The organism is Altericista sp. CCNU0014 (genome assembly GCF_044923475.1).
GTDB lineage: Bacteria > Cyanobacteriota > Cyanobacteriia > Thermosynechococcales > Thermosynechococcaceae > JAAURS01.
In genome coordinates this window covers 3,592,992-3,606,323 of sequence record NZ_CP137338.1, presented here as the reverse complement: position 1 = coordinate 3,606,323, position 13,332 = coordinate 3,592,992, and the positions used below count along the sequence as shown (strand labels likewise).

At 51.3% G+C, this 13,332-nt stretch carries 10 protein-coding genes; 9 read left to right on the top strand and 1 reads right to left on the bottom strand.

Annotation, left to right across the window (positions count from 1 at the left end):
• Positions 1–178: 178 nt before the first annotated feature.
• Positions 179–1,648, bottom strand: a complete 1,470-nt coding sequence (gene glcD, locus R6H26_RS17145) for a glycolate oxidase subunit GlcD (protein ID WP_404784048.1) — start codon at positions 1,646–1,648, stop codon at positions 179–181.
• A 151-nt stretch (positions 1,649–1,799) separates the two neighbouring features.
• On the opposite strand from glcD, the gene R6H26_RS17140 reads away from it, so the two are divergent.
• From R6H26_RS17140 to R6H26_RS17100, 9 genes are all read left to right on the top strand, one after another.
• Positions 1,800–2,996: a hypothetical protein gene (locus R6H26_RS17140; protein WP_404784047.1), complete on the top strand. Its 1,197-nt coding sequence runs from the start codon at positions 1,800–1,802 to the stop codon at positions 2,994–2,996.
• Between the two features lie 63 nt (positions 2,997–3,059).
• Positions 3,060–3,911 carry an S-formylglutathione hydrolase gene (gene fghA, locus R6H26_RS17135; protein WP_404784046.1) on the top strand — a complete coding sequence of 284 codons (852 nt, stop codon included), beginning with the start codon at positions 3,060–3,062 and terminating at the stop codon, positions 3,909–3,911.
• A 36-nt stretch (positions 3,912–3,947) separates the two neighbouring features.
• Positions 3,948–4,526, top strand: coding sequence for a phycobiliprotein lyase (locus R6H26_RS17130; RefSeq protein WP_404784044.1), 579 nt, complete (start codon positions 3,948–3,950; stop codon positions 4,524–4,526).
• On the top strand, positions 4,527–5,495 hold the full coding sequence (locus R6H26_RS17125) for a hypothetical protein (RefSeq protein WP_404784042.1): 969 nt from the start codon (positions 4,527–4,529) through the stop codon (positions 5,493–5,495).
• Positions 5,496–5,834: 339 nt separating this feature from the next.
• Positions 5,835–5,984 (top strand): hypothetical protein, encoded by a 150-nt coding sequence (locus tag R6H26_RS17120; RefSeq protein WP_404784040.1) that lies wholly within the window; start codon positions 5,835–5,837, stop codon positions 5,982–5,984.
• 965 nt (positions 5,985–6,949) lie between these two features.
• The gene (locus R6H26_RS17115; RefSeq protein WP_404784038.1) at positions 6,950–9,568 is read left to right on the top strand and encodes a polysaccharide biosynthesis protein; all 2,619 of its coding nucleotides are present in this window, start codon (positions 6,950–6,952) and stop codon (positions 9,566–9,568) included.
• 34 nt (positions 9,569–9,602) lie between these two features.
• A complete protein-coding gene (locus R6H26_RS17110) occupies positions 9,603–10,901 on the top strand; it encodes a lipopolysaccharide biosynthesis protein (RefSeq protein ID WP_404784037.1) in 1,299 nt (432 codons plus the stop codon).
• Positions 10,861–12,057, top strand: a complete 1,197-nt coding sequence (locus R6H26_RS17105) for a glycosyltransferase (RefSeq protein ID WP_404784035.1) — start codon at positions 10,861–10,863, stop codon at positions 12,055–12,057. Before R6H26_RS17110 ends, R6H26_RS17105 begins: the two co-directional genes overlap by 41 nt.
• A complete protein-coding gene (locus R6H26_RS17100) occupies positions 12,035–13,327 on the top strand; it encodes a hypothetical protein (RefSeq protein ID WP_404784033.1) in 1,293 nt (430 codons plus the stop codon). Before R6H26_RS17105 ends, R6H26_RS17100 begins: the two co-directional genes overlap by 23 nt.
• The last annotated feature ends 5 nt before the right edge of the window (positions 13,328–13,332 follow it).

Genomic DNA, 13,332 nt, shown 5'->3' with positions numbered 1-13,332 from the left:
CCAACGTCTTCAATGGGCATTTGAAAAATCTTGTTAGTTATAGCCTCAAAAACGCTAAAGCCTGAAGTTCCTCCTTATTCTTGGCGGAGCCACTCTGAAAGAGCTAGAGAGATCTTCATGTGTAGCCATTGCCAATTTATGCAGTACGACAGTTTATCTTGACGCTTTAAGGTTTGCGTCAAAAGAGATCTACCCCTTCCATCGTTCCGTGGTGGTGGGCGTGGGCCGCTTCCCCACAAGTGCGCGGGGTGGGGAAGACTTTGCCGGGGTTTGCTAATTCCTTAGGGTTGAAAGCAGCGCGAACCCACTGCATGGTGTCCAAATCTGCCGCAGAAAACATCTCTGGCATATAGCAGCGCTTGTCCGCCCCAATGCCGTGCTCGCCGGAAATGCTGCCCCCTGCCCTCACGCACAGCTTCAAGATTTCGCCGCCCAATTCTTCCACCTTCTCAAAGGCTCCCGGTATGGATTCATCGTACAAAATCAGCGGATGCAAGTTACCGTCTCCCGCATGGAAGACATTGGCAATGCGGTAGTCGAATTTATCGCTTAATGCTTGAATTTCTTTGAGAACAGAGACCAACTGCGTTCTAGGGATGACCCCATCCTGGACGAAGTAATTGGGGCTGAGCTTGCCAGCCGCAGCAAAGGCAGCTTTTCGACCTTTCCAAAACCTGAGCCGTTCCTCGGCATCCTTGGCGGCAATAACATTGCGCGCGCCGTTTTTGCGGCAGAGCGCTTGGACGCGATCGCTGCTGGCCTTCACTTCTACACCCAGTCCGTCGAGCTCGACCAGCAAAATGGCTGCCGCATCTCTGGGGTAGCAGTTCGTTGCCACGACATCCTCCACGGCATTGATGCTGAGTTTGTCCATAATTTCCATGCCTGCGGGGATAATACCCGCTGCAATAATGTCCGCAACCGTTTCCCCCGCTGCCTCCATACTGGTAAAGTCCGCCAACAGAACCTCCACCACTTCGGGCGTCTTGACGATGTTGAGGGTAATCTCTGTCGCAATGCCGAGGGTTCCTTCCGAGCCGACAAACAAACCAGTTAGGTCGTAGCCGGGGGTTTCGGCAATTTTGCTGCCCACCTCAATCAGTTCGCCGTCAGGCAAGACCATTTTCATCCCCAAAACGTGGTTGGTGGTCACGCCGTATTTGAGACAGTGAACCCCGCCGGAGTTTTCGGCAATGTTGCCGCCAATGGAGCAAATAATTTGGCTGGAGGGGTCCGGGGCATAGTAAAAACCTTCGGCACTCGCCGCTTGCGTCACCCAAGCATTAATGACCCCAGGCTGCACGACGGCCCGCTGGTTTTCAAAATCTACCTCTAAAATCCGGTTCATGCGGGCCGTTACGATCAGCAGGCAATCTTCCGTCGGCATGGCACCCCCCGACAACCCCGTGCCGGACCCGCGCGCTACGAAGGGGATGTTAAGGCGATCGCAGAGCTTCACGATTTCGACCACTTCTTCAGTGGTTTGGGGCAGCACCACCAGCCCAGGCAATTCTCGATAGCTGGCTAACCCATCGCATTCGTAGACCGAGCGCTCTTCGCGACTGCTGATGATAGCATTGCGACCCACAATGGCCTCTAGCGCCTGGACGATCGGCTGCCAATGACGGGGAGGTGTCGCTGCAATCATAAAAGTTTACCTAGGGACTCGGGACGTCTTCCATGCGTACTTCCATTAGTATAGGTGCAGCTAGTATCGGTGCAGCGGATGGGTGTAGCGCGCCAGCGACCGATTGAAGCATCAGGGCATAATAAAAGTAGGGAACTTTTGACGCAAACCCATGGTTGACCCGCAGCAAACTCAACTGGTCCGCACCCTCGAACAGCAGGCGACCGAAGCCGAGCTAGAACGCAACTTAGCGAAGGATCGCTTAGATATCGCGCTATACCGCTCCCGACAACCGAATCGGTACCGATGGCAGCAACACGGAGCGGCTTGGGTATTTGCGGGCGTTGTGGGCGTCAGCGGAACGGTCTACGCCCTAGACCGAGAAGCGCCCTTTCTCATTCCCATCGCAGCGGGGGTCGGGCTGAGTGCGGGGTTGCTGTCGAATGCTGCTGACAAGCGCAAGCAAACCTACGAAAAGCAAGACCGCCTCGAACTTTGTCGTTACGGACTGGGGGAAGCCGAGAAAAATCTCCGTCAGGCCGTGACGCTCTATCGCGAAGAGGAAGAAACGGGCTGGCTGATGTACGCCCTCGATACGAGCAAAGAAAAGCTGCTGGCGCTGCGCGCCTGGATGTCCGACCCGCGCCGTACGATGAAAGATGCTCTGCTGGAATCCATCGATATTACGACAACACAATTCTTGAAGCAGCCTCTAGACGATCGCCTCAATTCGTCCCTCACGACAGAACGACAATTTCGGCGCGCGCGCCAGCAGCTCTTCGACGAAGCGATCGCCCTTCGCAAAGACGAATTTTTAGCCAGCGTATTTGCGAAGCACCACCTCTTCAGAGAGCGGGAATTACAGGAAGCAGGCTTGAAGGCAGATTTATTCATCAAAGCAGCCTCAGTAGGCGTCGGCTCGGCGACGGGATTGCTGGCGGGGTCGGGCATCACGGCCTTGAGTTCCAAGCTAGTAGCCCTGGGAACGTCTAAAGCGGCGATCGCCCATGCAGTCACGGGAACCGCTGGAATTGCAACGGTATTGGGTGCCGGACTGCTGGCGGCAGGTACGCTTCACAACTGGATGAGCCAAGCCGATCGCCAACGCCGCCAACGCGAAGCCCAGCAATTTCAGGATGCCTTTGTCCTTACAGCGCAGATTTTAGAAACCGTGCTGCAAGCTCGAGCAGCAAAGGACCCTCAAGATTGTCGCCAGCATCTTCTGTCAGCCCAAAACAGCCTCAACACCCTCAAGCGACAGGCATTAAAGAAGCAAGACGCGCAAATGAAACAATACGCGGAGATTTTGAGCGATCGGCTCCAGCGCGCTTTAAAAATCGTTGCGAAGCAGCCTTCTTTCGGCCATTAATCACAACAGAATTTGTTTTTATCGCAAAATTGATGGATAGTCAGACCAGTGTAACGATGACCCATGACTGTCCAGCTTAAGATTCTCAAACAGCACGCCATCTTTGATGGCACGCTTTCCTTTTGCAGCCACTTCTCCGCAGTGTGCCACTGCCCGATGAATTTTTCAATTTACGTGCCCCAGCAGGCCAGCCAAACGCCTTTACCCGTCCTTTATTTTCTGGCAGGACTCACCTGCACGGAAGAAAACTTCATGGCCAAGGCTGGCGCGCAGCGCTATGCCGCTGAGTTGGGGCTGATTCTGGTCGCACCCGACACCAGCCCTCGCAATACGGGAATTCCTGGGGAAGGGGCAGATTGGGACTTTGGCGCGGGAGCCGGGTTTTACGTGGACGCAACGGAATCGCCCTGGAACAAGCACTATCGAACGTACAGCTACGTGGTGGAGGAACTGCCCACGCTCATTTCCGAGTATTTTCCGGCAGATGTAGCGCGACAGGGGATTTTCGGGCACTCGATGGGCGGGCACGGCGCGTTAGTCTGCGGGTTGCGGAACGGCGATCGCTATCGTTCCATTTCGGCATTTGCGCCCATTGCAGCCCCCAGTCAGTGCCCGTGGGGTCAAAAGGCATTGATGGGTTATCTCGGGGCAGATCGAACTGCTTGGGATCTTTACGACGCCACTGCTATTGTTTCAACGCTCCCAGCCGATTCGCGCCCGATTTTAATCGACCAGGGAATGTCCGATCCTTTTTTGAGCGAGCAACTGCGTCCGGAACTGTTCGTAAAAGCCTGTCGAGCGACGAAACGCGACCTCACCTATCGAGAACATTCTCACTACGACCACAGCTACTATTTCATTGCCACTTTTATTGAGGATCACATTCAATTTCACGCCCGTCACCTCAACCCTTAAAATAGAAAGGATTCGGCGTACTCTGTCACTAGCTCCATGGATATCCAATCTTTTTTTCAGCTCTGCGATGGCAAGTGGATTTCTCAGCGCACTACCCATCACCTCATCGACCAAAACAACCAGAGCGGACGTTCCGATCTATGGGGTGAAATCCTAGAAGGCAGCCATGGCGAGATTGCAGCCCTTTGCCAACAGCTCGACGTCGATCCATCTTCGGCACGATGCGGCCTAAGGCTGCGCTGGAGCGAAGTGACGGAAGCTTACCAAAGTCGCTTCAAGCCTAAGGAGGAAGGAATGGCATTGCTGGTGGCGATCGCCTCGGACAGCCCGCACTCCGGGCAGCTTCTGCGCAGCTTAAATTCTGCCAATGGCGTAACGGGCACCTACAGCATCGGGACCGATGAAGCACTCACCCTTCGGCTTGAGGACGCGAACGTTATTTCTGAAGAGCGGATCTGGTTTGCCAGCCCCAACTTGCGCTTGCGCAGCAGCAGTATCAAGAAGGACGATACGGTTTGCATTACAACCTTCTGCTCGGAAATTCGAATGGCGACACCGGTAGAGTCCCCACCCGCAGAATCCACAGCAGGTCAATTTAATGCACCCGCAGTTTAAATGCCGATCGCTCGACGACGAAAGAACGACTTCAGCGGGAAAACGTGGAAACGTTTTCTTACAGTCTTCTTTGCCGTTGTAGCAATTGCCTTAACAATCTCTGCGGGGAAGATTTCCAGCCAAACTTCATCGACGCTCCCGCCCGCTCAAGCCCATCCGCTACCCCAAACCTTAGCGCGATGGGATGCAGTTCAAAACGCTCAGGGAGACTATTTCGACCAAATCAAGCCATCGCGAGCCGGATTTTTGATCTGGAGTCATTGGCCTATCCGGGTTTACATTGCACCTCCGCCCCAAGGAGCGTTAATTAAGCCTGAGGCTTGGCATAATGCAATTCTTCAAGGGGTTAAAGACTGGCAGCCTTATCTACCCTTGAGCCTCACCTCATCCCCCACCGAAGCCGACATTGCTATTTCGGCCAACCCTCCTCAGCAGCGCAGCGGCGCGCGGGTGCGGTCCGCCGAGACCCGGTTCGAGCTTTACGCGAGCGGCGATCGCTCCGCACCATTCCGCTCCGCACCCAGCGATCGCCCCACCCTAGCCCATCGCATCAGCATCTATATCCGCCCCAATCAAACCATCCAATACTTGAGCGCAGCAGCCCGCCACGAACTCGGTCACGGGCTGGGCATCTGGGGCCACAGCCAAAACCCAACCGACGTGATGTACTTCGCCCAAGTGCGCAACCCGCCGGTCATTTCGGCCCGAGACATCAATACTCTCAAGCGAATCTACCAACAGCCCACCCAGTTAGGATGGCCTATCCCTGTCGATCGTCCGGAAAAAAGTTCGTCTCTAACAGTTGAGTCGCAGAAACGCCAAGCATCTGCGCCCTCAAATGCACTAGGTTTCGATATTTTTCTGGGTCAAGCACAAAGCGCGCGGTTGCAAACCGATGTCGCTGACGCGAAAATTCCGCCCAAAATAATGAAGCTTTCCGAGACTCGAAGAATTGTAAACGCTACTTAAAAAATCTTATGAAACCTTGCAATCCCTAAATTACGCCATCGACCCAGTTGCATATCTTCTATATTGAGGCTCGATCGTATCTCAGTCATCTCGAATACATACATATTATCTTAAAGTGCTTTTAATGGAGAGGGGCTGCTCTGTTTGAGTCTGATATTGTATAAATGTATGCATGGATTGTGTGTGTCTTTACTATTCCGGTTAAAAGCAAAGAAATCGCGGATTCACGGGAGTTGTTATCTACACTTCTAGAAAGAAGCCTGAAATCTATATACAATCAAACTTCACCTAACTTCTGCGTCGTTATAATCTGCAATGCTTAATGGAGAAAATATTCTGATGAGTACTCAAACGTTTCATCGAATGCAGGGGCAAATTTTAAGCCTCCTCCTCTATCTAATCCAGAAACTCCTATGCGGTGGAATGCACCTGCTCAACCAGTCAGTCATCAAAGACTTTGAGCTATACGGTGTATTAAGTTCGGATTAAGGTGAGGAATGCAGACACATTTTTAATTTCTTTGGCTAGAGAAATTAAAAAAACAATTCCCTACTGATAAGATACCCGATCGAAACGATAAATGCATACAGCAAAGCTTACACGCTTTAGCTCAGGTGAGAGTGGCAACAGTATGCCAGCGAGAATACTTTACTAAGAGGCAAATGCAATCCAGAGTCTTATAGCCTTTAAATAAAATTAAGGACGGATAAAACAAAGTGTTTATACAGTGGAATAGCATCAGATTATTCTGCCTATCATTGACATCCCCAAGCGTGGAGTTTTTGAGGTCGCTTAGCTCAAACTACCACTACTCATCTTGCCTTCGCGTGTGATAAGCTAGGAAGACCTCAATAAATCAAGTACAAAGCTCGTTAAAATCTCTCAATATTTCTCATGCGCTTTGGACATGGCTGCAGAATATTTTTACTTTAGGTAGGCATTAATCTATTAAGGTATTGTTTGGTTGACGACATTTTAGATCTTTATTCTTTAGGTAGTTTTTGTTGCTTCAATTTCTTCTCTGTTTTAATAAGAATGAAGATATCTGGCGGGTTGTTAAGCTCTGGAATAAAATACTTCCTTTTCATTTTAGGTTTTAATTGCATTGCTTGAAACAATAGAATGCTTGAGTATGACTAAAATGCTGGATGATGCAGGAAAAAGCAATCTCTAAGATTTTTTTTGCTTTCTTTTATCTCTTTTTCAAATAAAAAATGGTGGGACGAGGGTCTTGTAGGAGTATGTCAATCTCGATATTTCTTCGGTTTTCTCAAAGGGTTTTTAAGATAAAGAATATTAATTTTCTTCTGATCGACATTTGTATATTTGCTGTTACGCCGTTTTTAGCGTTGTGGCTGCGTCTGGACGACTGGCACTCAATTCAAAATTTTACTAGCGGACTTTTTGTCGCCCTATCTTTATTTACGCTTATAAAAATTCTGTGCCTAAATCTTTTGGGTAGCTACAGGCGTTGCTGGCGATTCGCCAGTACGGAAGACTTACTTCAAATCGCCGCAGCCTGTGCTGCGATTAGTTTTGCAGAGAGCTTTATTCTCTCGATCGCTTATTTCTACGGCGCGTCGGATATTTTTCTACTGCCTCGCTCTTTTCCATTACTCGATGGATTGTTGACCTTTACGGGTGTTGGAGCAGCGCGGTTCAGCGTGAAAGCTTTTGAGAAATCCTTGCACCAGCGACGGTCGGGGCAGCCCCGCGAGCGGGTTATTATTTATGGGGCGGGGACTGCTGGCGTTGCCCTAGTTGACGCTATTCAGCGGCGCGAACGCTCTGCTCTAGAACCCGTAGCATTCATAGACGACGACCCTAAAAAGCTCGACCTTAAAATTCGCGGTATTTCAGTGTTGGGCTCTCGTTTAGAGCTTCCGGATTTGGTCGCTCGCTTGGATGTCAAACGCGTAATTATTGCAATTCCCTCAGCAGGTGGGACTGCTATTCGCGAAATCGTGCAGTTGTGTCGAGATCTAAATCTTGCAACCAGTACCTTGCCCAGCATTCATGAAATTATTGACGGCAAGGTCAATTTGAAAAGCGTTAGGGACGTCAAAATTGAAGACCTTCTGCGTCGAGACACCATTTGCTCGGATCTCGAAAAGGTCGCTCCAAATTTGCGTTCCAAAAGAGTTTTAGTGACCGGGGCGGGGGGGTCGATCGGCAGCGAGATTTGCCGGCAAATCCTCCAGTGCCATCCAGCAGAGCTGATTCTAATGGGCCACGGCGAAAATTCCGTGTTCTCGATCCAGCAGGAACTGAATCAACTGCTGCAAGCATTGAGAGCATCTCAGCCGCATTTGTCGATCCGCCTGAGCGTTTTGATTGCAGATTTAAAAGACCACAATCGCTTAGAGTATGCGTTCCAGAAGTTCAAGCCCGAAGTGGTTTTTCACGCAGCGGCCCACAAGCACGTGCCTATGATGGAGCTAAATCCCTCTGAAGCCATTATGAATAATGTATTGGGGACCAAGAACTTGGTAGAAATGGCTCTGGCTCACAATACCAGTCAGTTTGTAATGATCTCCACGGACAAAGCGGTCAATCCCAGCAGCTTGATGGGGGCGAGCAAGCGGGTCGGCGAGCTAATCGTTCTGAGGGCAGCACAGCAAAAACACAAGCAGTTTTGCGTGGTGCGCTTCGGGAACGTCCTCGGCAGCCGGGGCAGCGTCGTCCCTACCTTAAAGGGGCAGATCGAGCGGGGCGGTCCCGTTACCATTACCCATCCCGACGTAACGCGCTATTTTATGACGATTCCTGAAGCCGTGCATTTGGTGTTGCAGGCAAAGGCAATCAGTCAAGGGGGCGAAATTTTTATGCTGAACATGGGACGCCCCATCAAGATTGTGGACTTAGCCCGAGATCTGATTCGACTGTCTGGGTATGAGGTAGGGACTGATATTGACATTATCTATACCGGTCTGCGCCCTGGAGAAAAACTCCACGAAGAGCTTTTTCTAGCCGAGGAAGCTTGCAAACCGACTGAAAACGAAAATCTATTTGTGGTTCAAAATGCGGTTTCTCAAATCCCTACCCATTTAGAAGAAGGCTTGCACGGCCTGTTTCAGGCGGCACTGGATCATAACGAAGTAATGATTCGGTTTTACTTCAAGCGTTTGATTCCAGGTTTGCGATCGAATTCTGGGTCTAGTATTTTTCCGACGCAGCGATCGCTCCGCCTTGCCCAGTTCAACCCCTTCAAGGGAGATCGAAAACCGCAGCCGCACATCAGCAGTCGTCCCAATCCTTTAAGTCCAGCGCCCAACCCGAGCCGCGGCGACGAACTCGCCCAAGAGTTGTCCGTTGCTGTAGTGACCCGAGATTTTAAGGTGCTCTATCAACCGATTTTGATGCTTCAAAAAAATTATGTGGTAGCAGGGTTTGAAGCCCTGCTCCACTGGGAGCATCCCAGACACGGGTTAATGCGCTCCAGTCAGTTCATTCAGATTGCAGATCGAACGCAGCACATTCATGCGATTGGGTTGTGGGGGATGCGCGAAATTTGTTTGCAGTTGCGAACGCTCGAAGTCTTAAATCTGCATCCCAGCTTTACAATCAGTGTCAATTGGTCGAGTTCGCAGCTTCTCCATCCCGACTTTATTGCAAATCTGGGCGCTATTTTTCAGGAAACCCAAGCGAACGTCAGTCGATTGTGTTTTGAGATTCCCGAACAGTTTATTACTCAGCATCCTGAAGCGGCGATCGCCGCGCTTCTCAAGATGAAGGGATTGGGGGCGAGGCTCCTGCTGGACAACTTCGGATTTTCGCCCTTGAAGCAGCTATCGCCCCTCATGGATTGGGTTCACATATTTGACGGGTTAAAAATCGATCGTTCCCGCATCCATGAGTTATCCCAAAATGCCGATAATTTAGACTTTTTTCAAACAGTCTTAGATTTATCCAAAAGTTGGGGACTCGATACGATCGCAACGGGAATTGAATCGCCCCAGCAATTAACGCAACTCAAAAATCTTCAATGCAAGTACGGTCAAGGTTACTTTTTCCTAAGACCGATTAATGGAGCGCAGGCTCAGACACTTCTCCAAGTTCAAAGTTTGAATTAGGCGTTTTAACGGGCATATTTTGTCGAACGGCTAGATGGCACAACCTGCAGTCTCTCTTTCTCTCAAACGCAACTTTTCTTGGACCATGATGGGGAATCTGGTATATGCCGGATCCCAGTGGGGCATCCTGGTGGTGTTTACCAAGTTGGGGCGTCCAGAAATGGTGGGCCAGTTCACTCTAGGGTTAGCGGTGACGGCTCCCATCTTTATGCTGACCAATCTTCAACTGCGTCAAATTCAAGCTACGGATGCCAAACAGCTTTACCAGTTTAGAGATTATCTAGGGCTGAGATTGCTATCCGGTCAATTGGCGGTTTTAGCTGTCGTGCCGATCGCCCTTTTCTCAGGCTATCGTTGGCAGACGATGGTGGTGGTGATGCTCTTGGGCTTCGCCAAATGTCTGGAATCCATCAGCGATGTTTGCTATGGGTTCTTGCAAAAGCACGAACGCATGGATCGCATTGCCCTGTCGTTGATGATGAGGGGGCCGTTGGCATTATTGTTTCTGGGGTTGGGCGTTTGGTCGAGCGGTAGCGCCATTGGGGGCGTATTGGGACTAATTTTGGCCTGGGGGATCGTATTAATCGGGTATGACCTCGCCAATGCGTTGCGATTGCTAGAGGCTGAAGGGCCGAACAGCCCACGTCGTTGGATGGAGTTAGGGCGGCTCAAACCGAATTGGAACATTAAGAGACTTTTCCCATTAGTCAAGCTAGCATTGCCGTTGGGCTTAGTGATGATGTTGTCTTCGTTGAGTTCTAATTTGCCGAACTACTTTACGATCGCAAGCCTGGGGGAAAGAGAACTGGGCATTTTTAATGCGATCGCCTATCTGATGGTTGCTGGCAACATTATTGTGGGGGCCTTGGGCGATTCGGCCAGTCCTCGGTTGGCGAAACACTATGCCTCTGGCGATCGCGCGGCCTATAGTTTGCTGCTGTTTCGATTGGTCGGCATCGGGTTTGTCTTGGGTGCGGCAGCCGTCGCGATCGCGGCGCTCGGCGGCGGGACGTTACTGAGTCTGCTGTACAGCCCGGACTATGGCGAGCGAAAACCCTTATTTATCGCGCTGATGGTCGCTTCTGGGATGCAGTACATGGCGTCTTTCTTGGGCTATGGGTTGACAGCAGCTCGATATTTTAAGACTCAGGTGCCTCTGCTGTCGATCAGCGCCGTCAGCTTGGCGATCGCTTGTTACTGTTTGATTCCCTCTAAGGGGTTGATGGGTGCGGCCTTTGCCCTCATTTTGGCGGCGGGGGTGCAGTTTTGTATGAGTTTAGGAGCGATCGTTCATGCCATTTCAACTCAACGCGCCCATGCAGAAGCATCCTGAGCTGTCGGATTCAGCCAAACATCCCGTGCGAATTTTACATGTGGTGGGGAAAATGGATCGCGGCGGTCTGGAAACGTGGCTGATGCGCGTTTTGCGATCGATCGATCGCCAGCATTTTCAAATCGATATTATGGTTCACTCCCAAGCAGCAGGGGATTACGATCCAGAGGTTCTGGCGCTGGGCTGCCGGATCTTGCCATGTCCCTATCTGACGCAGCCTTGGCGCTATGCCTGGGAGTTCAAGCGGGTTTTGAGCGCCTACGGTCCTTACGACGTCGTGCACAGCCACGTCCATTTCTTTAGCGGATATGTCTTGCAAATTGCTAAGGCGGCCAAAGTTCCCTGTCTGATCGCCCACAGTCACAACGACCACCGCGCGATAGAACGCTCGAAAAACTGGCTGAGGCAAGGTTATCTCAGTCTGATGAAACGTTCGATTTCGCGCTCGATGACCCACGGTTTGACCACTAGCCAGCAAGCTGCCCTCGATTTATTCGGGCCTGCCTGGGTTGAAGACGAACGGATAAATCTGCTCTTTAGCGGCCTGGATTTGCATCCCTTTGTCACAGAGGTTGCGCCCGACGACGTCCGTCAGGAGTGGCAGATTCCGGCGGATGCTTGGGTTATCGGGCATGTGGGACGGTTTGAGCCGCAAAAAAATCACGACTTTCTGGTGCGAGTGGCAGCAGAAGCGATGCACCAGCACCCCAATAGCTACCTGCTGTTGGTCGGGCAGGGGTCGCTGCAGCCCCAAATCGAGCGGCAGGTGCGAGCTCTGGGCATTGGCGATCGCGTCGTTTTTACTGGTCCGCGTTCGGATATTGCGGCAATCTTGCTGGGAGGGATGGATGCTTTTTTGTTTCCTTCGATTCATGAAGGCTTAGGTGTCGCGATTGTGGAAGCGCAGGCGGCGGGGTTGCCCTGCCTGATCTCAGATGTCGTTCCCGTAGAAGCTGACGTGGTACCGGGTTTAGTGAGACGCTTGTCGCTCGCGCGCTCGACCGTGGAGTGGGCGAATGCGCTCCTGACCCACAGTCGCAATACCCCTCGGAAATCTGTCAAAGAGACGCTTCCATCGCTCGAAGCAAGTCCCTTCAATATGGAAAACACCGTTCCGCTTTTGGAAGCTCTCTATGCAGCCGCCGCAAATCAATAGAAAGTCCCCCGCGACCGCCGCAGCGATCGCCGTCCATCCCAAAACAGCCATCCATCTAGGAGAGATGAGTCTCATCGTATTGCTTGCGATGCTGATGGGCGGAGCTTCCATTGTGGCATTGGGGAGTTACGACCATCCTCTAGATCCAATTTGGTTTCGGGTCCGCTACGGATTGGTGGGAATTCCTTTAGTAATTTTCATCGCCACCGCAATCTTCAAACCTGCTAGCATTCTTCAACCGCGCTTCGTATTGCTGCTGCTATTGTGGCTGTGTTTTGGAACGGCAGCCGTTCTATCGGGGTTAGTCAATGAAAATGCGAAAGCGCTCAACGATGGGGTCTGGCTTTTAATTGGCGTGCCCTGTCTTTTCTTTTATGCCCTACCGCGAGCCGCAGGGCGATCGATGGAAGCTGTCATGGCTTGGGGACTCATTTTAGGTCACGTCCCCTACGCGATCGGATCCGTGGTGCTATCTCCCCCCGCCAGCCTTCCGTACGCGGGTGTTTTTAGCAATTCCAATCAGCTCGGTATCACGATGCTGACAATTTGCTGCGGGTTGCTGATTTTGCTGAACAAAACCTTGCTGGATCCTCCCCGGCCCTTTAGAACCCTCAACCTCTTTGGATTGAGCGGCGCGCTGATTTTAACCTTCGGACTTATCTCGATCTCTAATTCCCGCACCTCTTTACTCGGAGGGTTAATTGGTCTTTGCGTAGCGCTTTATCCGGCTTTTCTGACGCTCCAGCGCCCTCGAAATTTAGCGCGGCTTTTGCTGTTTGGGTTGGGGTTAGCGGGAACTTTGATGCTGTATTGGGGAAACGATCTGTCTGCGATGGTGCAGGGTCTTGAGGCCGGGTACGACGACAAGCTGGAGTCCAACGATACGTTTAACGGACGCAGCTATATCTGGGGCAAAACCTTTCAAGATGCTCGGTTATTCGGTTATGGCAGTAACGATTATTTTATGCAGCAGTTCAACTTGGGAGGGCATAACTCCTTAATTGATATTTTGGGTCAAAACGGCTTGATTGCAGCCTATCTAATGGTTATTTTCGCGTTGATGAGCTTTTATGCGGCCTATCGCTTCTTCTTGGAGCAATCTGCTGTCAATCCCTACGCGATCGCCCCTCTGCTCGTCAGCATTTTGTTTTGGATCGTCTCGATGGCGGAAAGCATGTTTGGGGCCTTGGGCAGAGGGCTGACGATCGCCTACTTGTTATCGATTGGTCTGATGCTGTACCGACCCCAGCAGAATAGTAGGTTGGGCTAAATTGC